Below are 22516 nucleotides of genomic sequence, written 5' to 3' on the forward strand. Positions count from 1 at the left end.
CATGATGAATTCCATTCCGCCTAAACAAGACTTTTTTGCTGACTTTTCGTCCTTAACGGATTTGAAAACTAAGGCGAAAAAAGACCCTGATGCCGCCTTGCAAGAAGTGGCACAGCAGTTTGAGTCGATTTTCATTAACATGTTGCTAAAGAACATGCGCAGTACGAATGAAGCGATTGGCGATGGCTTATTTTCCAGTACGCAAACCAAGCAATATCAGGAAATGATGGACTCACAGATGGCGCAAAGTATGGCTAAATCTGGGGGGATAGGCTTGTCCGATGCACTGATACGGCAATATCAAACCCAACAACAAAATCGAGTCAGTTTGCCTGCTGCTTCTAATGGTACTGAAGATACAGATTTTCTGAATCAAGTGGCCAAGCAAGATATGTTGCGTATTCAGGCGTTAGCCCAAAGGGCATCATCTGATTTTATTCAATCTATCCAAGAGCAAGGTGAGACAGCGCCAACCTCTCAAACAAATGCTCCTTCAGCACTTTCTGTGGTGTTTCAATCACCGCAAGAGTTTGTCGAAACTTTGTGGCCTCATGCGCAAAAAGCCGGTGACGCATTAGGCGTTAATCCGAAAGCCATTCTTGCACAAGCAGCACTTGAAACCGGTTGGGGTAAGTATCCAATAGCCAAAGAAGATGGCACAGCAAGTTTCAATTTGTTTGGTATAAAAGCGGATACTCGTTGGTCTGGTGATCGTGCTGTGGTTAATACTTTAGAGTTTCGAAATGGTGTGGCTCAGCGCGAGAAAGCGGCTTTTCGTGCTTACGATTCTTTTGCGCAAAGCTTTGATGATTATGCGGATTTTCTGAGTTCAAGTGAGCGGTATAAAGATGCCCTTGGCGCTGGAGAAGATACGTCAAAGTTTGCCGCATCCCTGCAAGCTGGTGGTTATGCTACTGATCCTAAGTATGCAGACAAGATAGATAACATATTGTCCAGCCAGTGGTTTGAGCGACTTTAGAAAATATTCTCACTGAAAAAACAGTATTGGTAAAGTTTTTGCATTCTCTAGTTATTAGAGACGTTTTTTGGCGTCTTTAAACGAATTTCAACTAAGGCTAGAGGTGTGAGCTATGAGCTCAAATTTATATTCAATTGGTTTGTCTGGGCTCATGTCCAGTAATGCTCGTATCAATACGACCGGGCAAAACACGACCAATGTGGATACAGAAGGCTACAGCCGTCAAAGAACGGACACCGTCAGCTCCCCTGTGGGTGGTGTGGTGTTGCGTGATACCTCTCGCTTGGTTGATAACTTTGTTGGCGCTCAGGTTCGTACTGATACATCCAATCATTCTTATTATGATACCTATCACTCTTTCATGTCGGCGGCAGACAATTTGTTGGCAGATGAAAGTATTTCGTTAACTCGTTACTTAGATAAAGCGTTCAGTGCCTTACAAACCGCGAGTAATGATCCCACTTCTTCTTCTCTACGTGAATTGGCTCACGCCAGTCTAGAAACGCTTGTTCAGCAATATAAAACCTTGTCTAACGTAGTGAATCGACAGGAAAACTTGGTTGATGATCATTTGTCTTCGTCGTTAACGGATGTGAATGCAATTACGGCAAAGATATCGGATTTAAATGGCAAGATTCTTCGTCAAGAAGGCTTGTCTATTTCCCCTGCTAATGAATTACGAGATCAACAAGAGTTATTAGCAAAAGATTTGTCCAAGTACATCGACATCAAAGCACAGTTTAATGATGATGGCTTGATGACTATTCAGTTGGCCAATGGGCAGCCTTTGGTCATGGATCAAAACCCAACAGAGCTGAAAGTGATTGCCGATCCTTTGAGCCCGAAAAAAATCAATCTGGTTGTGGATTTTGGTGATTACAATGTTGGCCTTAAAACCCAGGGGTTAGGTGGCAGTGTCGGTGGTTTAGTGGATTACCGTACAGAGTTCAGTCAATATGCTGATCGAACTTTAGGGCAGCATGCCATTTCGATTGCCGATGCGATGAACGCACAGAATGCGAAAGGCTTAGACGGTAATGGCAATTTCGGTAAAGATTTATTCAGTTTAGGGAAGGTGAGTATTCACTCTACTCGGGATAACTTGCAGAAAATTTCTGATATCTCTGTGCGCATTACAACAGGGGAAGCGGAGAAAATTACGCGCGATACTTATGAGTTAACGCGTACAGATGATAACCGTTTTGCCATCACGCAATACGATCTTAAAGGCAATTCCACAGGTCCTTCGACTGTCATCGACTTGAACAACATGACGCCGGACTCTAACGGTTACTATCAAATTGATGAGCTGGGTCTTGATCTGAAGATACCTGATCTTGACATCATCGACGATGACGATGTATTCCGTTTTTCGCCGACGGCTGATGCGGCATCGAATTTAACTTTACAAGCAAAGAATGGTGAGGCTATAGCATTAAGTGCACCAGTTGGAGTGAGTACTAACTCAGATAATTTATCGGATGCGCGTATTTCTCTGACGTCGGTTGATAAGACTGACCCTAATAGCTCAGCGTTTGCGAGAGATGGTTCTTTGTACCCAAGTGCGCCGCATCAAATTTACTTTACCTCACCTCATTCTTATGTGGTTAGAGATGCTTCTGGTGTTGAGATTGCTTCTGTGAGTGATGTGACCAACTATGTGAATCTGCTAGCACAAGCAGGGTTAGCAGAAGAGGCGGGTTTTGACGTTTCTGTTTCATCAATGCCAGAACGTGGCGATGTTTTTTCTATTGGAACTGGAGATGAAATAGGTCCGGCCGATAACTTTAATGCATTGGCATTAATCAATTTACAAAATCAAGCTTTAGTGGCGGGCGATGAAAGCTTATCAAAAGCTTTCGCTGGTTTCATTTCCTATGTAGGTAGTAAAACCTCAGAAATCGAAGGTCATGCCGAATCTAGTGAAGTTATGTTGAACGATAGTATTGCTCGACGTGATAGACTATCCGCCGTTAGTTTGGATGAAGAAGCCGTAAACTTGTTGAAATACCAGCAATCCTATTCAGCTTCCGCGCAGGTGGTGACGGCAGCCAGAACCACATTTGAAACCCTGCTTGGCATCATGAGGTAGGTTTATGCGAGTAACGAATAATTTAATTTATGATCAATCCAGTCGTGCGATTGGTCAATCGAATGAAAAAATATTAAAAACGCAGGAAAAAATTTCAGCGCAAACTGATATCGTCAAGCCAAGTGATAATCCTGTCGGTGCCAGCCAGATTCTGATGTACGGCGACAGTACTGATCGTCTGAAGATGTTCGATGAATCGATTAAGATGGCAAAGAGCAACTTGGAATATCAAGAAGTGGCCCTAGAAAGTCTCAATGGTTTTATGGATCGTGTAAGAACCTTATTCATTCAGGCACAGAACGATATTAATACTCAAGAAGACATTGATGCCATTGTGCAGGAAATTTCTTTGATTAATGAGTCCATGGCGGAGTTGATGAACTCTCGTAGTGCGGATGGAAGTTATATCTTTGCTGGAACGGATACATTGTCTCCTGCGTTTATTCAAGATACTGAAGGGCGTTATCTATGGAATGGCAATGAGGGGCAGAAATACGCTCAAATTTCTGAAGATATGCGCATTCCGGTGACTGACTCAGGAAAAAAACTCTTTCAAGATATTTGGACCAACCAGACATTTAGAACTGAGTTACTAACCGGCGATGTTTCATTGACGGCAAAAGTTTATAGTCAGGGTGACTTCCAAGAATACATGGATGAATACTACGACCCAGAAGTGCCATCTGCAAACGAATATCAGCTGGTAACATCACCATTAGTGGAAGATGGCAGTGTGCCTGATTCGACTTTGACGCAATCTGATAGCAAAGAAGATAGAGACCGTCGTCGAAGCTTTTTTGGTGAACCTGGGAATTACAGTATTACAAATAGCCAAGGTGACGTTGTAGCGTCTGGTTCTTATCGCGCCGGTAAACCCATTAACTTTAATGGTATGTCTTTCTTATTACAGGGTAAGCCTGGCGCTTCTGTTGACTTTGCTTTGGTGCCGCCAAGACGTGATAATGTCCTGAATGAGATCAATAGAACACTTGATACCTTGAGTAATGAAGACTCAACCTATCAACAAAGAGAAGAAGCCTTCTTTAATGCCACTACTAGTCTTAACAATGCTCAGCAGAAAATAGGTGAAGCTCGTTCATCTGTTGGTGCTAGACTGAATACATTGCAAGTTAGAGAAGAGTTTAGTTCGGCGAATCAGTTATCCAATGCTGTGGCTCAAGATCGTATCGGTGGTTTGGACATGGCGGAAGCTGCGACCAATTTATCAATGAAAGAAGCGGCGCTAGACGCCTCTCAAAAAGTATTTACTCGCATCAGTAATTTATCATTATTTAATAAAATGTAATTGTTTGAGGTATGGGTTAGGGGATGTCAGCATTTAAAATAGAGTCTTGTTTTGGGGCTGATATCAACGTCGGATACTTTAATGTTGGCGAAATACTCGACATTATGGGTATTAAATCTCAAGTCATGAGCAGTAAGCGCATTAAAAGCTTAATCGGCATGCATGGTCGTAATGATCGAATTGTTGGTATTGCTATGCGTCAGATTGCGTTAGACGTTTTGCGTATTCCTTTAGATGAGGCTTTTTTGCCTTATGATCCCTATTTTGACGATGGTAAGCTTTTAAACAGCCGTCGTGAGCGCTTATACGATGCGCAAGAGCGCTTTCTTATTTTGTGCATGTCTTTGGTTGTTGGTCGTTCTGTTCGCAGTTTGAAAAAATTACACCCTGGACTAAGCACCAAAGAGTTACGTGCCAAGCATCCTCGTGGGCAAAGCTTGTTTCGCTACTTTCGCCAAGAGCTAAACGAGCACACGCGAGAGCAAGTACTCTCTTACAAAGCCCGTATGAATAATAATATGGAAGGTGCCGATGGTGAGGCAAAACTCACAGAGGAAATGGCAGCAGAGCAAAAAGCACGTGCCGCATTATTGAAAAAAACACCTAAAGATACACGTTTTATTCCTACTCATTTTGATGATGAAGTGGCTACTGGGCTGAAAATTTTCCAAGATGGACATGCTTTATTAGTCGCTCAAGTGGAACACTTCAAGCATGGCAAACAGCTTGATGTTGCTGCACTAAAAAAATTCTGTCGTCGTTTAATTGACTCGCACACACGTAATAATTTTGCGGTGATGGCGTTGCGACACATTAAAGATGCAGACAGATATTTAGAGCAGCATGCCATTGGCATGGCGGTATTAGGTATTCATTTTGCTAAAGCGATGAAGCTGGATAATGCTTATGTTGAGGTGATTTCACTCGGTGCTTTGTTGTTCGATTTAGGGCGTTTTCGGTTGCCGGCTGCGATGGTCACTAAGACAACGAAAATGACAGACAGTGAATTTGACTTATTCCGAAAGCACATTCAATTTGGGGAACAAATTCTTCATAAGTGTGACGGCATACCGAAAGCGGTTTATCAGATGCTTCTTGATCACCATGAGAAAATAGATGGATCTGGATACCCCGCAGGTAAACAAGATCAAGAAATTTCTGTCTATGGCAAGATGGCGGCAATCATCGATGCTTACGATGCGATTACGTCAGAGCAATCACATAAACCTTCGATTGGCCCAATTAAGGCATGTCAAAAGCTTGAGAAAGAAGCGGGCCTAGCGTTTGACAAAGAGTTATTGACGGTCTTTCTCAGAAGTATTGGTAAAGTGCCTGTTGGGTCTTGTGTTGCATTATCAAATGGGCGTGTTGGTTTTGTGTTAACGTTAAATAAAGCGTTTCAGCCAAACCTGGTGCGGCAAGTTTACAGCATGACCAATAAGTCTTTCATTGAAGTTGCTGATATTGAATTAAATAAGTCAGCTAACCTAAAGTCAGATGTCGTCATTGAAGGAGAGGTAGACCCTCAGAAATTTGGTTTGCAGTTTATCAATCATATTTCATAAAGCCATCTTGGTTGTTATTATCCTTTGCCCATCAAGAGGGTATCTACTCACTTATGGCGACGGCAATGTTAGAGTCGTTACCTCCACCCTTTTTTCATCACAATGATCCTATGACCAGCTGTAAGATCAGAATTCCCTTTCTTCTACAGTGTCCTTTCTTGCGTTTACAAATTCCTCTAATGAGTTTTTGTTTGGCCGATATTTAAGCAAACTAATCTTAGGAGCAGATGCTTTCTTTATGATTGGTTTTGTTTCCAGCGTCCATTTACTTTTATGAATGAAATATATTTTTTATTCGTATTTGAAATATTCTTGTATTGATTTTGACAGTATTTGAATAACCTCAGATCTCTTAATTGATATTTAATTCAATTTGAACTCTTTATTTACCCTATTTTGTCGTCCTATTTAGTTTAAAAAAACATCAATCTTTGTTTAGAGAGTTTCTAATTTTTGTCTTTGGTGCTGGTTTTTTGATCATTTTATTTCGCCATTATATGCTTTTGGATATGGAGGGGGCAGAAAAAAACGAAAGCTTGTTGATTTTTATCTTATTGATTTTATTGTGTTTTTTGTTGTTCTTGTCTTTTTATACAAAAAAAACGCTAAAATTTTTTAAAGTTCTTTTCTCCTAGTTCGATAACTCAAGTATCGCCAAATTTGAGCACAATAAAAAAATTAATAAGCCCAAATAAAAGCGAAAAAAAAATTAAAGATACATATCGAAATGTCGATAACTTTAATAAGAGACAAAAACCAAATAATCAATTAAATCAAAAGGTTGTCTCGTTAAAAATACATCTTAGGAGAGATTAAAATGGCTTTATACGTAAATACAAATGTGTCCTCGCTGAACGCTCAGCGATTACTTGCAAACTCAAGTCGTGACCTTGATACATCGTTCCAACGTTTATCATCTGGTCGTCGAATTAACAGCGCAGCCGATGATGCGGCTGGCCTACAAATTTCGGATCGTTTGACTTCTCAGATTAATGGTTTGAACCAGTCTGTACGAAATGCAAACGATGGTATTTCTTTGGCTCAGACAGCTGAAGGTGCCTTGGACGAAACAACTAGCATGCTACAGCGTATGCGTACTTTGTCCATTCAGGCAGCAAACGGTTCTAACTCCGATCGAGATCGTGTGGCGCTACAGCAAGAGATGTCGCAGCTTTCGGAAGAGATTAACCGAATCGCAGCAACCACAACTTTTGGTGGCGCGAATCTATTAGATGGTACTTATCAGGGGATTTTCCAGGTCGGTGCCGATGCAAACCAAACAATCAGTTTTACCATGGAATTTGGTGGTGCGAATAACTCAATCGACTACCAAGCCAATAATGGTTTTACCATGTCAGGCCTGTCAAACCAGGCATCCTCTCAGGTAAGTGTCACAACGGCATCAGTGTCGAGTATTGTTAACGCTCAAAGTATGATCGCGATTATTGACTCTATGATTTCGGCGGTAGACTTTAAGCGAGCTGAATTAGGTGCGGTACAAAACCGATTCAGTTCTACCATTACTAACTTAAGCAACATTTCTGAGAACGTATCGGCTGCCCGTGCACGTGTTCGTGATGCCGACTTTGCTGAGGAGACAGCAAACTTGACCAGTACTCAGATTTTGCAGCAAGCAAGTAGTACGATTTTGGCTCAGGCAAATCAACGTCCTCAAACTGCATTGTCACTTTTAGGTAACTAAAAATAGCAATTACAATTTAAAGATATGAGTTAAGTAGCAGTAGATAGCTACGTTAACTAAAGGTTCGAGAACTGTCTCGGAATATGGGCTACTTCTCTCTCCTAGAGGTGCCTTTTATGCCGGGTGATTTTTCACCCGGCTTTTTTTTGCCCAAATTTTGGTGCAATTAGGAGAAGTGATACAGCGAAATCAATTCTAAAGGAGGGTATATGGATTTATTAGGCTAATGCCATAGTTCGCTTGCTGACTGAGTTTAGGGAGTTAGGCTCAGCATCACTAGGAAAATTATGAGATTAGTTTAGAAAAGCAAAAGTACTAGAACAAAGTTTCTTTAAAGAAGTCGATTAGCAAGTAAGTTGTGACCAGGAATCGAGTTCGATTCCAGTATTTTGAAACGCTTTCAATCCTAAGTGAAGGAGCGATTGCATTGAAAAATGGTCACTGAGGAAATCGTTCTGTAGAAGTCGGTGTCGAGAAAGAATGCGATAAGCGGTCGCGCAGCCATGTGGCTAAAGGTCTGGCCTGTCCCTGAAATGATGGCGAAGCTATGCCATCAAAGTGTTGTTAAAGGGATGAGCGCTAAGGCTTAGTTTTAAGCGATTTGACTTTCTTAAGCATACTGAAATCTGGCGTTTTTGTTTAAAGGAAATAGTAGATTGAAAGGGGTTAATCTCTCTTTTTTAGTCTTGGTTATTTGTGAAAGCTTAGTGCTATTTTTTAGCTAGAGAAGTTGCCAAGGTTATAGGGCTAAAAGCGAGTGATTTGCGAGTGTCTACTGAGCATTTTTAGCCCGTGGATTTATTGTATCCAGGGCAAAACCGATCAGAAATAGGCGATGGAAAGAATGATGTTTTGTCATGAATTTGATGGATGAATTCCGAGATTTCAGTGATGTGAGTTGCGACCAATGTTTGGTCTCCTTAGGCAGGTAGACCTTTCTGGTAGCGTTACTGATAATTAGCTGATCATCAAAATAAGATTGAGTTAAGACGGTGTGAAAGTGTGTGTTTCTGCTTTGTGACACGGTTTTAGAAAAAGCGGATAAGATTTTTATGGTCTAAATGGCTGTTAATAGGGCTTTGGATCGGACGTTAGATTAAAACCCGTTGTTAGATATTACTGCCATAAGAAGCGCTTGATTTGAGTGACTGTTTTTTGAGTATCACACGAAATAAGTTGGCTTTGGCGAGAGAATAAGTTGTTACCGATTTACTGTTATAGAGCCTCCTTGAAGAGAGAGGGTGTGAGATTTAAGGGGATTTGACCTGTCTAAATGATTGGTTTTTACCTTGTTAGTTTAATGAGTTCGAGAAAGAAAAAAGGTGAGTTTATAGAAAGGTTTTAACGGAATACACGCTCGAAAAGAGTGAAAAATACTGATATTGCAGTGCGCAAAAAGGCGGGCTTAGTTGGCCTGACTTTATCAAGTAACAAGCAAGCGTTTGGAGACATGCATCACTCGTCTTAATGCTTTTGATACTCGTTACTGATCGCTGCTCTGGGAAAGATGATTATGGTGTACAGATACGCTATGGGATTGCTTTAACTAGAGTTTTGTCAATAACAGATGGCTTTGCATGAAAGTTCACACTGAATTGGTGGCATGCGTCTAGGTACTGCTTTTGTTGGTGCTGAAATTATTCGGCAGGGTAGTTTTGTGCCCAAATGCTAGGTGATTGACCGCTAAGCTGTTGGTGCAATCAATAAGCTCAGTATAGCTGACTGATTGGAACAAGGCGAGCCTGAAGAAACGCTCTGAATATGATGATTTCAGTATCAAGCTTAACTTGCTGTGATTCTTAGTAAAGCATGGTTTTGCGACCTTGAGTCTTATTCGAAGGTGATGATTCATTGTGCTTTTTTGTGTGAAGACGTATGCCATCGAGCAGGGTTTTGAGATTCGCAGTGTGGGTTTGGATTTGATCATTAGAGAACGTGATTTATCAACATGGCTAATGTTGCTAGCCAATAAACGTTAGCAACTGAAGAGCTTGTATTGATTGCTTGGGATTTAAAAAGGTTGCTCATGCGCTATCGAAACATCGAGGGCGGCAACTTAATTCAATCCTGGTGGTTTGTGCTTAATGGGTTTTTGTTCATCTGCATGATGTCGGTTTAGCCATGATGGCAAAAAGGCTTTTTAAAAACGCTCTTTAATTTTTGTGGTAAGTCGCGGTAACGAACTGATAACGGTATGCCGAAGTGAGTCGGCTTTTTATCGTCTTCAACTGTTTTTGCTTTTTAAAAGCGACGGAAAGGCGTTGGGGCAAAGGCAAGTGGTTGCCGTGTTTAATGGGTGATAAATTGCCATCAAGAGAGGCTGTTTTTTGCCTAGGGTGACGTGATTTCGTCACGGCGATAAGCCTGTTATAAGAGTGAAACGGAGTTTCTTTTAGCTGAGCTTTTTAAGTATGCACAGAGGTGCATTTTTTTGGCTTTTATGCTCGATAAATCGAGAAAAAAGGAATTTTCAGATAAAAAAATCAATTTTTTTATTGTTTTATTAAATTTAATTAAAACAATTAGTTAGGCATTTTTTTGCCGCTCTTAAGGAGGTTTTTTTCCTTGTTGAGGAAAAAAAATTCCGAAATTGACTAAAGGTTTTCAAAACCTTGTCGAAAACCTTATACGATCTGCTTTTGGCAGGACTTAAAAACCTAGGAGGCTATGATGGCTCTTTACGTAAATACGAATACTTCATCAATCAATGCACAGCGTCAGTTGATGAGCTCTAGTAAATCTTTGGATACGTCTTTCCAGCGTTTGTCTTCTGGTTTACGTATTAACAGCGCAGCGGATGATGCAGCAGGTCTATTGGTTTCTAACCGTTTAACTTCTCAGGTTAATGGTCTAAACCAGTCTGTACGTAACGCCAACGATGGTATTTCGCTTTCTCAAACAGCGGAAGGTGCACTGGACGAAACAACAAACATGTTGCAACGTATGCGTACACTGTCTATCCAGGCTGCGAACGGTTCCAACTCTGACAAAGACCGTGCCGCACTTCAGCAAGAAGTGTCTCAGTTGTCTACAGAGATCAACCGTATTGCTTCTGATACCACTTTCGGTGGTGAGAACTTGCTAGACGGTACTTACGAAGGTGTATTCCAAGTAGGTGCGGACTCAAATCAAACGATTAGTTTCACCCTAACTTCTGGTGGTATCACTAACTCGATTGATTTTGCTGGTAATGGTGGTTTCACTATGTCTGGTTTGTCGAGCAATGCTGCGACAGCACAGGTGAGCCAATCTACAGCATCTGTTTCTTCTGTTGCGAATGCGCAGAGTATGATCGATGTTCTTGATACTATGATTGCAGCCGTTGACTCTAAACGTGCTGACTTGGGTGCGATCCAAAACCGTTTTGGTTCTACGATCAGTAACTTGAGTAACATTTCTGAAAACGTTGCGGCTGCACGTTCACGAGTTCGTGATGCAGACTTCGCTGAAGAAACTGCGCAATTGACTAGCTCGCAAATCTTGCAACAAGCGAGTTCATCAATTCTTGCTCAAGCTAACCAACGTCCACAAACTGCATTGTCTCTATTGGGCTAATCAGCTTGTGATAGCGAAAAGCTGGGGCAATCATGCTCCGGCTTTTGTCTATTTGGAGGAATTCTGATATGTCTATCAATGCCAGTGATTTTTCTAAACAGAGCGCTAGTTATTCTCTTCGTCCTGAACAACGTGCGTCAGAGGATTTTGCAGCATTGCGTCAAGCCAATGCTAAAGTCGTTCAAAATACCGCCGATACCAACAGAACGGGTCAGAATAATAATGGCTCTAATGTCTATGCTTCTCAAAAGAAGGTAGAACCACTTGATATTGAAGTAATGAATAAGAAATTATCTCAATTGAATGTGCATTTGACCTTTGAAATGTCAGAAGATAGGGATCACAATATTGTAAAAGTACTTGATCAGGCAACGGGTGACGTTGTTCGCCAAATTCCCACTGAGGAGTTTCTTAAAATGTCTGATCGAATTGATGCTATTATGAGTCAACTAAGCGATATCAAGGGAACCTTGGTAAACAGTGAGGTTTGATGAATAACAGCCGATAAAGCGAAGCGTTGGGAGAAGAAGTTATGTCTGTAGGCTCATTAGGTGCTGGATCTGGAATGGATCTAGAATCCCTTGTCAAAAAGATGGTGAGTGCTCAGCGAGACGCAAAGGTTAAGCTTTATCAGGACAAACTAAATGGATATGAAGCAGAGCTATCTGCATTAGGTAAGGTCGGATCCGCCATTGATAGCTTTAAGTCCTCTGTTGATACCTTAAATGATGAAACACTTTTTACTGGGCGAGATGCTAAAATCGCCCAAGCAGAAGGCGAAGAAGTCATTTCTATTTCCACAGACAATACCGCCTCAAATGGATCTTATGCTATCGATGTGAATCAGCTAGCAAAAGGCAGTCGTGTCATGTCTGCGCCAGGTCTGTTCTCTTCCGCAGATGATGTTATTACTCAAAAAGACGCAGATCTAACCTTTCAAGCCGGTGACAATGAATTTACTATCAATGTCAAAGCTGGCACTACTCTTTCCGAATTACGTAATCAAATTAACACTTCAGAAGACAATTTTGGTGTTTCCGCCAACTTGGTTGATGATGGTAATGGCAATCTTTTCTTTACTGCCACTTCCGCGATAGAAGGTTCAGGAAATTCATTAAAGATTATCAATTCCTCGCCGATAACCAATGAAGCAGAGACATTAAATGAAGATTCCTTAGAGGAAGTCGTTGCTGACGACATTGAAGAGCCTGAGGAAATTGCTGAAGCAGAAGTCGATGAACTTGATTTGCCAGGTGATGATGTTGACTTTGCAAATGATGGTCCAATACCAGAAGACGAAGTCGATGAGGTTGAAGAAGACCCTGTCGAAGCTTCAGCTGAAGAGATAACAGACCGTTCTGTTGATAACGACCTTGCCGAAGATAATGTCGCCGCTGATGGTGTGAATACTGGATTAACGTTAGACAGTATCTCAACAGAAGGTGTGTTTGCCGGTCTTTATACTCCGCTCGGGGATGAAGCGCGAGACGCGGTGATTACTGTTGATGGCATTCAGATTCGAAACAGTAGTAATACGTTTGATGAAGCGGTTGCGGGTCTATCAATAGAAGCGTTGGATGTGACTGATAAAACCACACGAGTGGACATCAGTTATGACCAGAAAACAGTGAAAGAGGCGATTGAAGAGTTTATTTCGTCCTATAATGAACTGTTGGATTTATTTCAGGCCAGCACAGACAAAGGTGCGGTTCTGAACGGCAATAGCATGATTCGTAATTTACAATCATCCTTGTCGACACAGTTAATGAGCAGTCATGGTAAAACGACAGGGACTTTTACTTCTATTTTTGACCTTGGGGTTAAAATGGATAATACCGGTCGTTTAAGTTTGAATTCGACCAAGTTTAATAGTGCTATGGATCGAGGCTATAGTGACATTGCACCCTTGATTGCTGGAGAGGATGGGCTCGCGAAATCCCTTGAAAATTTGTTAGACAATTACACTGGTTCTGGTGGAATGACAAATACCTTGAAGGATTCGGTTCGCGATTCAATCGATAATACAGAAGAAACATTAGAAGCCTACGAAGATCGTATGGCGCGTTACGAAGAATCACTTCGTGAAAAGTTTACAGGGTTGGATTCTCGTCTTGCGAATATGAATGCGCAAGGTGGTTATCTCAATTCTGTGTTAGCCAAAATGTAAAACGTTTTAACTAGAATACTCAAATTAATGGGGTTGTGTATGTACAAGAGTAAAGGGATCCAAGCCTATAGAAAGGACTCTCTCAAGTCCGATTTGGCATCGGCTGACCCTCATCGCGTCATTCAGCTCTTAATGCAGGGTGCATTGGAAAAGCTGGCTTTGGGTAAGGGGTGTATCGAACGCTCTGACTTGGAAGGCAAAGCTGATGCGTTGACACGTGCTGTCGAAATCATTAACGCCTTGCGTGATGCGCTTGATAGAGAAGCGAATCCAGAATTAGTCGATAATTTAGAGTCTTTGTACGAATATATGACGGTCCGCATAACGGAAGCCAGTGTCAGTAAGGATATTACGATCATTGATCAGGTAATGAATCTGCTATTACAGATCAAAGGCGCTTGGGATCAAATTACTCCGGCAGATAAGCAAGCCGCATACGAAGGGCAGTCTGAAGTACGCATGGGAGCAGTCTAAGTGCTAGACACCACTCGTCTGACAGAGTTGAGTGAAGCGCTAGAGCGCAGCGTTCGTGAAAAAGACGTAGAGAACATACAGAGATTGTGTGATGAAAATGACGAGTTTATTCGTTCTATTCAACCCGTCTCTGATGCTCAACTAAAAGAGAAGATTAAAACATTTATTTCAATACACCGTTCAGCGATTCTGTTTATAAAAGACGTTCACTCTGAAATGCAGAAACAGCTCTATCAAACCAACAAAAGTCGCAAAGGTGTCAGTCAGTATAAAGGCGTAAAAAATGCAAAATGAGGATCAATTCACCTCTCTTGAACAAGCGGAAGCGTTCGCTAACATGTTTCAAAGAGGTGCTGAACGCCTCAGAGAAAATGACCAAGCGCTGACCGATCGATACCTTAAAAACATGACCCTCTTCGCAGAGGTTATGCCACATATCTTTGAATCCTTTCAACACTACCAGCCAAAAAAACGCCATATTTATATGGAAGAAAGCGGTGAGTTAAACCTTTATCGCGATGATGTTGGAGTGCCTCTTTTTTCCACGACACCGAGAGCTCAAGCGGAGCAAAAAGTCGCTCGTGAACTGAAGCAGCCAAACAAAACTTTGCTGAATTTAGAACGTACGGAAAATCATCCGAGTCGACATGTTCACTACAGTAATAAAATGTTGGACCAAATAGCATTACAGTCAGAGGGCTTAGGGTCACAAAGTGCTTGGCCTGAATTTGTCGGTTCAACCATTTTGTTTGGCGTGGAATTTGGTTATCAACTTGAATGTCTTCTTGCTCAAAGATCGATTAAACATTTGTATCTTTATGAAGAGGACTTGGATTTATTTTATTACTCTTTGTTTGCGATCGATTGGCATACTATTCTTGAGACATACAACCGTGATGGTCGGACGATTCATTTCTTTTTGGGTGTGAGCCCAGAAGAGTTTACCGAAAAATACTTACGTCAATTAGAAGAAAATGGCTATTTTATGGCCCCAGAGACGTATTTGTATGTCTCTTATACTAGTCCGGAAAATGATCAGGCAATTACTTATTTCAAAAAGCAGTATGCTCGTCAGGTGATGGGATGGGGATTTTTTGATGATGCTTTGATTGGAATTGCCCAAGGGCTTCGTTCCCTGCCAAAGACTAAGGTAGCGCATTTCCAAGGCCGAGAAAATTTACCGAAATGGCTCATTAACACGCCTGTTTTTATCTTAGGTAACGGACCTTCGTTAGACCAAGGGATTGAATTGGTAAAAGAAGTTCGAGATCAAGTGCTGGTTGTTTGTTGTGGGTCGACCATCAATACCCTTAAGAAATTAGGGGTAACACCAGACATCCATGTGGACATTGAACGACTGAAGCAAACCGTTGATAAATTCCTTTTCTTAGACCAAGACTATTTAGATAAGATTTGGGGCTTGTCGGTGGATGTCATGCACCCAGGGTTATTTGATTGCTTCAAGCGTTCAGGAATGGGGTTAAAACCTGGTGAGGCCATAACTTCATTGATACTGAATCAAGCTAGAGCACATGGTGATGATAAAGAATATGTACAACTAAATTACTGTAATCCCGTGGTCGCCAATCTGGCCTTGTCTTACGTGCATTTGTTTGGTTTTAATAATGTGTACTTTCTTGGCGTTGATAACGGTTTTAAAGACAAAACCAGTCATCACTCTGTACACAGTGGCTATTACAAAGACGGTAAAGAATCGGGATTCCAAACCTTTGAAGAAGCGAAGCTAGTCGAGCGTGAAGGAAACTTCGGTGGCACTATATACGCGACAGGCATGATGGATACCTCACGGGTTCAGTTGGAATCCTTAATTCGTCAGCTTAATCAACGACGAAACTTTGCCAGTTTTAATTTGTCTGATGGGGCTAAAATTGAAGGGGTAACCCCATTACCACTGGATGATCTGTTGATTATGGATCCGAAAGTGGACCATGCAAAAGCCATTGATATTCTAGAAGACACTTTTTTCACAGAGCCACCTGAATGCTTACTAAATCAATCTGCCGAAGCCTTAATATCGGTTGAAGACTTCCGAAAGGTGAGTCTGCAATTGCAACAAGGTTGGGATGATAGTATTACGACGCGTGAGCAAGTGTGTGACTTATTGTGGTCGCACCATCGCCATATTTACTTTTTAAAAGGCAGCGTACATCGTCATATTTATGATTTATTGATTGGTTCTTTTACTTACTCTGCTTTTTTAATCGTCCAGTTTATCTTCAAATATGACGATGAGATGGAAACGGTAAAACGTGCTCGTCATCTGTTTGAGCCTTGGTGTGAATTTTTGCAAGAGATGCCAAGTATGCTGCAACAAGCATCCGAATACGTGGATCAGGGTAACGATCACCTTATCACTTACTACAATGGCTAATTATGTTTGAATCTTCTCCTTTTATTATTGCTGAATTGTCTGGTAACCATGATCAAGACTTTGAATTAGCAAAAGCCATGATTCACGCTGCAGCCGAGGCTGGTGTGGATGCCATTAAGTTGCAAACTTATACCGCCGACACCATGACGTTGGATGTGCGTGAAGGCGAGTTTATGGTGTCGGAAAACGACAGTCTGTGGAAAGGCAATAATTTGTATGATTTATATGCCAAAGCCTCAACCCCTTGGGAATGGCATCAGCCTTTGTTTGAGTTGGCAGAGTCACTGGGTTTGGTGGCATTCAGTTCACCGTTCGATCTGACCGCAGTAGATTTTCTAGAAAGTCTAGATGTGCCTTTGTACAAGATTGCCTCCTTTGAAATGACGGACATTCCCTTGATTGAAGCGGTCGCTAAAACGGGTAAACCGATTATTATGTCTACCGGCATGGCGACTAAAGAAGAGATCGATGAAGCAGTCGCGACCATTCGAGCCATTGGTGATAATCCACTAACGTTACTTAAATGTACCAGTACTTATCCTGCTAAAATTGCGGATTCAAATTTGCTGACGATGGCCGATTTAGCGGCCCATACTGGCTGCTCTGTAGGCTTATCAGATCATTCTAAAGGTCTTGCTGCTGCAGTTGCAGCGACAGCATTAGGTGCCACAGTAATTGAAAAACACTTTGTTCTTGATCGCAGTGCCGGTGGTGTTGATGCCGAGTTTTCGATGGAGCCAGCGGAAATGAAAGCCATGGTAGAGGCGTGTCGTGATGCTCATGCGTCATTGGGCAAAGTGACCTATGGTGGATCTGAAGCAGAGCAGGCGGCGAAGAAATACCGACGTTCCATTTACCTCACAAAAGATTTACCCGCTGGTACTGAATTAACGGAAGATCACTTGAAAATTATTCGACCAGCATTTGGTTTAGCGCCAAAACATTGGTCTGAGGTTTTGGGTAAAACCCTTGCCGTCAATGTGAAAAAGGGCCAGCCATTGGCGTGGGATTTATTGGCATGAGGGTGTTGGTACGTGCCGATGCTTCTGTGCAAATAGGCATGGGCCATAGAGTGCGATGTCAGGCTTTGGTCTCTGCATTTGAAAAACAAGGTTGGCAATGTCAGTTTGTGGTTCAACGGCAATGCGAAGCCTTTGCCAATGAAGCCGACCGGATCATTGATCATGAGTCGTTTTTTTTTGCGATGGCAAAACAAGCGGATTTAGTGATTCTTGATCATTATGCTTATCAAGCTCAAGACATTACCGAGCTTTATCAGCATCAACCTAATTTGTTGGTGTTGGATGATATGAATGACAGAGGTGTTTTTCCGGCTAAATGGCTTTTGAACCCACTGCAAGAAGTGTATTCAGCACAAATTCAATGGCCATTAATTGGCAGTCAATATGCTTTGTTACGGGATGAATTTAGTCATGCTGTCAAAAATCCGTTTGCTGACAAATTGCTTCTTACTATGGGGGGGACGGACCCACTAGGTTTGACCTTACCAATTGTGGCGCGTTTGATGGCGGCCGGCTTTGGCGCACACAACCTAGTCGTGTTAATGGGCGCGAATGCTAAACAGGCTAAACAAGTAGCACAATTGTGTGAGCATCATGGCATCGCTTTTCATCAAGGTTTGACAGAAGTCAGTACGGTAATGAGAGACGCTAAGTTGGCTATCTCGGCGGCGGGGAGCACCCTATACGAATTGGCTTGTCTTGGCGTGCCGGCTATTTTTGCACAAATCGCGGACAATCAAACTCACTCATTAGAACAGCATTTGCCTTTAAATTGGTGCCGATCCATTCGCTTTGATCATCTTTCTGCAGCGCAATTGAGCACACCGCTCAGTCAGCTTGTCGCCATGGCGCTAGACGCTTGGGACAGCACCGATTGGCTTAAACAGGCCAGTAAGACCGCTCAACACTTGGTTGATGGGCAAGGTGCTGAGCGTGTCGTCGCTGAGGTAATGCGACACTATTGAGCCGGTCGTTTTTGCAGTGCCATCAATTGGGTGAGACGCTGCCAATCTTCTTCTGTGTCTAGATCCTGAATTCGATGTCTTGGTAATAACAATGGCTTAGAGCTAGGACCAAAAATGTCGCGATTAAACCAATCATCTGGGCGAGCCCAATAAAACTGCCCAGCATCGTGAATGGCTTCCACTAAGTCCTGTGAGCGCTTACCTATGTGTTCTGGGAACATCGGCGCCAACTCACCATGTTCGTTAGTGTGCAATGCTCGTAGAATGGGAAAATCAAAGGTGGTAGCGGAGAAACTAAAACCTTCTTGGGGCAATAATTCTAAACCGGCTAGTAAGTCTTCTTTGGTTAATAAAGGACAGGTTGCGTAAATTAAGCAGGCCACATCTGGTGTATTGCCTTCCGCACTTAAAACGTTTAATGCATGCTGCATTACCGGAGTGGTGCCCGTGGTGTGATCAGACAGCTCTGCAGGGCGTTTAAATGGAGTTTCTGCGCCAAAATAGCGGGCAATTTCTGCAATATCGTCGTCATCTGTTGACACAATTACGCGATCAAATAGATTGGATTTGAGTGCCGCTTCGATGGAGTACGCAATTAGTGGCTTGCCATTGAGCAAACGAATATTTTTACGACTGATGCGTTGAGAACCGCCGCGAGCGGGGATAACGGCGACACGATAGGATGTATTGTCTAACATTAGTTGATCACTCCATGGTCATGTAATGCTTGTGCTAGAACCTGAATTACCTTGTCTTGTTGCGCTTGAGTTAAATCGTAAAACAAAGGCAAGCTTAAGGTCCGCTGATAGTATTCTTCTGCTATGGGAAAATCGCCCCAAGTAAAACCAAGTGCTTGGTAATAGGGTTGTGTGTGTACGGGGATGTAATGAACTTGCGTGCCGACACCAGCCAATCGTAAGGCATCAAAGATGGCTTTTCTGGAATTTTGATGGCCTTTAGGAAGCAGTATTGGAAATAGGTGTAGTGCCGAATGGGAGTCGATATGTTGTTGAGGAAGCGTGATAGGTAATGCTTTTAACTTGTCTGAATAATAGTCAAATTGAGCATGACGTTGGGCAATAAAGTCGTCTAACTTAGTTAACTGAGACAGGCCTAACGCCGCTTGTAACTCGGTCATACGATAGTTGTAACCTAGGGTATGCTGTTCGTAATACCAATCGCCAGGAGATTGGCTTAGTGCTTCTGGGTCTTTGATTGTGCCTTGTTGCGCATGAGTGCGCATGTGATTAGCGTATTCAGAAGAATTCGTCGTGGCCATACCACCTTCGCCTGTGGTGATGATTTTGACAGGATGAAAGCTGAACACACAAATATCACTGTATCGACAGTCGCCAATCGGTTTGCCTTGGTACTGTCCGCCAATAGCGTGAGACGCATCTTCAATAATCTGAAAACCGTATTCAACGCTAAGCTGATGAATGGCTTTCATATCACAAGATTGGCCAGCAAAATGCACTGGGATGACCACTTTAGGTAAGCGATTGTCGAGCTTAGCTTGGGCTAATTTTTTGGCTAAGGCATTAGGGCATAGGTTATAGGTATTAGGATCTATGTCGACAAAGTCCACCTTGGCAGAGCAATAGCGAGCACAATTGGCAGAAGCAATAAAGGTGTTGGGAGATGTCCATACCCAATCACCTTGTTGTACGCCTAATGCGAGACAAGCCAAATGTAGAGCAGACGTGGCACTGTTTGCTGCCACCGCATGTTGAGCATGGACTTGAGACGCCAGCGCTTGTTCGAACGCTGTCACTTTAGGGCCTTGAGTAAGATAAGACGATGTCAGTACTTCTGTTACGGCATCGATATCAGTCTGATCTATGGTTTGTCGACCATAAGGAATGAACTCAGTGGCCATCATCAAACGCCAAAATGTCTTCCACACTTAAAAAGTGAGGGTTACTACCAGATTGATATTCGTATCCAGGGGCCACTAATTGGCCATTTTCCCCTAGCTTATTCAAACCGAAATTCATGTCTTCTTGATGGAACTTGATGCTAGGAGCAATGACGTAATGATCATCGAATTCGAATGTGTGGAAAGAGTCATCTGCAGGACACATGACTTCATGAAGCTTTTCGCCTGGACGAATACCAATTTCTTTGGTTGGTAAATCAGGGGCATAAGCTGCCGCTAGATCCATGATCTGCACGGATGGAATTTTCGGGATGAAGATTTCACCACCCTGCATGCGCTGGAAGTTTTTCAGTACAAAATCGACGCCCATTGGCAAGGTAATCCAAAAACGCGTCATTTCAGGGTGAGTGATTGGAATAGAGTCTGCACCATCGGCAACCAGTTTTTGAAAGAAAGGTACGACTGAACCACGTGAACCCACCACATTGCCGTAACGAACAACGGAAAAGCGAGTTCGTCCTTGTCCCACCATATTGTTCGCGGCAACAAAGAGTTTATCCGAAGCCAATTTGGTTGCACCGTACAGGTTAATCGGTGCTGCGGCTTTGTCTGTGGATAAGGCAATAACTTTCTCGACATCGTTGGCAATGGCCGCAGCGATGACATTTTCAGCACCATGGATATTGGTTTTAATGCATTCCATTGGGTTGTATTCGGCCGCTGGCACTTGTTTTAAGGCCGCGGCATGGATCACAAAATCGACATCGCGCATGGCTTGAGTCATGCGGTCTTTATCACGCACATCCCCAATAAAATAACGCATACAAGGCGCATCAAAATCTTGTTGCATCTCATATTGCTTGAGCTCATCGCGAGAATAAATGACCAGTCGCTTGGGTTGGTAGTTGGCTAAAAGAGTTTTGACATACTGGCGGCCAAAAGAGCCTGTGCCACCAGTAATAAGAATACTTTTGTTATTAAACATGAATGAATACCAAACCAATTGAATAAATGAATCGTTCACATAATCGTGCCAAGCACGGTTATGTGAACGGTCTATTTGTATCGGCTAGTGTGATGGAAACATTAATTAAATCAAGCGTCTGTTTACGACTTATTTCCTTTACGCGCTGTGCAGCTCATAACATGATCATTGATCATACCTGTTGCCTGCATGAAGGCATAGCAAGTCGTCGCCCCTAAGAACTTGAAGCCTCGTTTTTTCAAGTCTTTTGAAAAGCGTGTAGAAAGTTCCGTTAAGGCTGGAACGTCTTGCAGTGTTTTTGGGTGATTATCTATGACTTTATGATCAGAAAACGCCCAAAAATAGTCACTAAAAGAACCGAACTCGTCGACTATTTTTAAAAAGGCTTTGGCATTGTTGATGGTGGCTTCAATTTTCGCACGGTGACGGACAATGCTTTCATCTTGCAACAAGCGAGTCACGTCTTGTTCTGTCATGTTGGCGACTTTTTGGGGGTTAAAATCATGAAAAGCAGCGCGATAACCTTCTCTTTTACGCAAAATGGTAATCCAGCTTAGACCTGCCTGAGCGCTTTCGAGTACAATACATTCAAATAGGCTGTGGTCATCGTAGATTGGAATTCCCCATTCAGTATCGTGATAATGAATGTACTCAGGAGATCCTAAACACCAGCTGCAGCGTAGGTTATCCATTAATGTGCTCCTTAAACAGGGATAATTGAACTCTAGTAAAACACCATAATACAAACAGCCAAGCATTAGTAGAATCGGATAGGAAAATCGAGTATGAAGTTTACGCCAAGTTATCGTCGTGAAGATGTTGAAGTGCTAGAGGACGAATGCGTTTACAAAGGCTTCTTTGAAATGCGCAAACTCACGCTAAAACACAGGAAGTTTAATGGTGATTGGAGTCAACCAATGACCAGAGAAATGATGGTTCGAGACGATGCCGTGTGCGTTTTATTGTTTGATCCAAAAGCCGACAAAGTTCTGTTAATAGAACAGTTCCGTCCTGCGGTATTAAGAAATTCTTCTCCTTGGTTGTTGGAGTTAGTGGCCGGAATGGTGGAAGAAGGAGAGCAGGATGAAGACGTTGCGCGTCGTGAAGCGATGGAAGAAGCAGGTGTCGAAGTAAAGCGGCTTGAATACATGTTTAAATTTGTGCCGTCACCAGGCGGGCTGGTGGAATATCTACGGATGTACGCAGGAGAGTTTGATGCCAGCTTAGTTGATGTGACACGCACTCACGGTTTAGATAATGAAAATGAAGACATTAAATTGCATCTGATGACGTCACAAGAAGCCATTGATTTGTTACGCCAAGACATAGAAAACGCCAGTACCATCATGGGGTTACAATGGTTTGCTTTAAATAAAACTGAGCTTGTTAAAAAGTGGCAAGCAGCGTGAGTATGATGATAAAAGACAATATAA

At 42.4% G+C, this 22516-nt stretch carries 19 protein-coding genes; 14 read left to right on the forward strand and 5 right to left on the reverse strand.

Going from position 1 to position 22516, the window contains the following annotated elements:
- Nucleotide 1: 1 nt before the first annotated feature.
- The 5 genes from flgJ to DFP76_RS04735 all read left to right on the forward strand — a co-directional run bounded on the left by flgJ (nucleotide 2) and on the right by DFP76_RS04735 (nucleotide 7644).
- A complete protein-coding gene (gene flgJ / locus DFP76_RS04710; RefSeq protein WP_113873508.1) occupies nucleotides 2-979 on the forward strand; it encodes a flagellar assembly peptidoglycan hydrolase FlgJ in 978 nt (325 codons plus the stop codon).
- A 112-nt stretch (nucleotides 980-1091) separates the two neighbouring features.
- Nucleotides 1092-3071 (forward strand): flagellar hook-associated protein FlgK, encoded by a 1980-nt coding sequence (gene flgK / locus DFP76_RS04715; protein WP_113873509.1) that lies wholly within the window; start codon nucleotides 1092-1094, stop codon nucleotides 3069-3071.
- Between the two features lie 4 nt (nucleotides 3072-3075).
- On the forward strand, nucleotides 3076-4377 hold the full coding sequence (gene flgL / locus DFP76_RS04720; RefSeq protein ID WP_113873510.1) for a flagellar hook-associated protein FlgL: 1302 nt from the start codon (nucleotides 3076-3078) through the stop codon (nucleotides 4375-4377).
- Between the two features lie 23 nt (nucleotides 4378-4400).
- Entirely contained in the window at nucleotides 4401-5942 is a 1542-nt protein-coding gene (locus DFP76_RS04725; RefSeq protein WP_113873511.1) for an HD-GYP domain-containing protein, read from the forward strand.
- Nucleotides 5943-6759: 817 nt separating this feature from the next.
- Nucleotides 6760-7644: a flagellin N-terminal helical domain-containing protein gene (locus tag DFP76_RS04735; RefSeq protein WP_113873513.1), complete on the forward strand. Its 885-nt coding sequence runs from the start codon at nucleotides 6760-6762 to the stop codon at nucleotides 7642-7644.
- A 2153-nt stretch (nucleotides 7645-9797) separates the two neighbouring features.
- Here the strand turns inward: DFP76_RS04735 and DFP76_RS18035 are convergent.
- On the reverse strand, nucleotides 9798-9998 hold the full coding sequence (locus DFP76_RS18035; RefSeq protein WP_147084173.1) for a hypothetical protein: 201 nt from the start codon (nucleotides 9996-9998) through the stop codon (nucleotides 9798-9800).
- A 316-nt stretch (nucleotides 9999-10314) separates the two neighbouring features.
- Between DFP76_RS18035 and DFP76_RS04740 the strand changes: the two genes are divergently transcribed.
- The 8 genes from DFP76_RS04740 to pseG all read left to right on the forward strand — a co-directional run bounded on the left by DFP76_RS04740 (nucleotide 10315) and on the right by pseG (nucleotide 18219).
- A complete protein-coding gene (locus tag DFP76_RS04740) occupies nucleotides 10315-11199 on the forward strand; it encodes a flagellin N-terminal helical domain-containing protein (protein WP_113873514.1) in 885 nt (294 codons plus the stop codon).
- 68 nt (nucleotides 11200-11267) lie between these two features.
- A complete protein-coding gene (locus DFP76_RS04745) occupies nucleotides 11268-11690 on the forward strand; it encodes a flagellar protein FlaG (protein WP_113873515.1) in 423 nt (140 codons plus the stop codon).
- Between the two features lie 41 nt (nucleotides 11691-11731).
- The gene (gene fliD / locus DFP76_RS04750; RefSeq protein ID WP_113873516.1) at nucleotides 11732-13366 is read left to right on the forward strand and encodes a flagellar filament capping protein FliD; all 1635 of its coding nucleotides are present in this window, start codon (nucleotides 11732-11734) and stop codon (nucleotides 13364-13366) included.
- A gap of 39 nt (nucleotides 13367-13405) precedes the next feature.
- Nucleotides 13406-13840, forward strand: coding sequence for a flagellar export chaperone FliS (fliS, locus tag DFP76_RS04755; RefSeq protein WP_063333224.1), 435 nt, complete (start codon nucleotides 13406-13408; stop codon nucleotides 13838-13840).
- Nucleotides 13841-14134 carry a hypothetical protein gene (locus DFP76_RS04760; RefSeq protein WP_113873517.1) on the forward strand — a complete coding sequence of 98 codons (294 nt, stop codon included), beginning with the start codon at nucleotides 13841-13843 and terminating at the stop codon, nucleotides 14132-14134.
- Nucleotides 14124-16232 carry a motility associated factor glycosyltransferase family protein gene (locus tag DFP76_RS04765; protein WP_113873518.1) on the forward strand — a complete coding sequence of 703 codons (2109 nt, stop codon included), beginning with the start codon at nucleotides 14124-14126 and terminating at the stop codon, nucleotides 16230-16232. Before DFP76_RS04760 ends, DFP76_RS04765 begins: the two co-directional genes overlap by 11 nt.
- Nucleotides 16233-16234: 2 nt before the next feature.
- On the forward strand, nucleotides 16235-17254 hold the full coding sequence (gene pseI / locus DFP76_RS04770; RefSeq protein WP_113873519.1) for a pseudaminic acid synthase: 1020 nt from the start codon (nucleotides 16235-16237) through the stop codon (nucleotides 17252-17254).
- Nucleotides 17251-18219: a UDP-2,4-diacetamido-2,4,6-trideoxy-beta-L-altropyranose hydrolase gene (pseG, locus tag DFP76_RS04775; RefSeq protein ID WP_113873520.1), complete on the forward strand. Its 969-nt coding sequence runs from the start codon at nucleotides 17251-17253 to the stop codon at nucleotides 18217-18219. Before pseI ends, pseG begins: the two co-directional genes overlap by 4 nt.
- Here the strand turns inward: pseG and pseF are convergent.
- The 4 genes from pseF to DFP76_RS04795 form a co-directional block, all read right to left on the reverse strand.
- A complete protein-coding gene (gene pseF, locus DFP76_RS04780; protein WP_113873521.1) occupies nucleotides 18213-18917 on the reverse strand; it encodes a pseudaminic acid cytidylyltransferase in 705 nt (234 codons plus the stop codon). The two genes, pseG and pseF, sit on opposite strands and share 7 nt — an antisense overlap.
- Nucleotides 18917-20101 carry a UDP-4-amino-4,6-dideoxy-N-acetyl-beta-L-altrosamine transaminase gene (pseC, locus tag DFP76_RS04785; RefSeq protein WP_113873522.1) on the reverse strand — a complete coding sequence of 395 codons (1185 nt, stop codon included), beginning with the start codon at nucleotides 20099-20101 and terminating at the stop codon, nucleotides 18917-18919. Before pseC ends, pseF begins: the two co-directional genes overlap by 1 nt.
- Nucleotides 20088-21083 carry a UDP-N-acetylglucosamine 4,6-dehydratase (inverting) gene (pseB, locus tag DFP76_RS04790; RefSeq protein ID WP_113873523.1) on the reverse strand — a complete coding sequence of 332 codons (996 nt, stop codon included), beginning with the start codon at nucleotides 21081-21083 and terminating at the stop codon, nucleotides 20088-20090. The genes pseC and pseB overlap by 14 nt, the downstream gene beginning before the upstream one ends.
- Before the next feature lie 122 nt (nucleotides 21084-21205).
- Complete coding sequence (locus tag DFP76_RS04795; protein ID WP_113873524.1) at nucleotides 21206-21775, reverse strand: DNA-3-methyladenine glycosylase I; 570 nt, start codon at nucleotides 21773-21775, stop codon at nucleotides 21206-21208.
- Between the two features lie 93 nt (nucleotides 21776-21868).
- Between DFP76_RS04795 and DFP76_RS04800 the strand changes: the two genes are divergently transcribed.
- Complete coding sequence (locus DFP76_RS04800) at nucleotides 21869-22492, forward strand: NUDIX domain-containing protein (RefSeq protein ID WP_113873525.1); 624 nt, start codon at nucleotides 21869-21871, stop codon at nucleotides 22490-22492.
- The last annotated feature ends 24 nt before the right edge of the window (nucleotides 22493-22516 follow it).

Origin of the sequence: Marinomonas aquiplantarum (assembly GCF_003314975.1) — a bacterium.
GTDB lineage: Bacteria > Pseudomonadota > Gammaproteobacteria > Pseudomonadales > Marinomonadaceae > Marinomonas > Marinomonas aquiplantarum.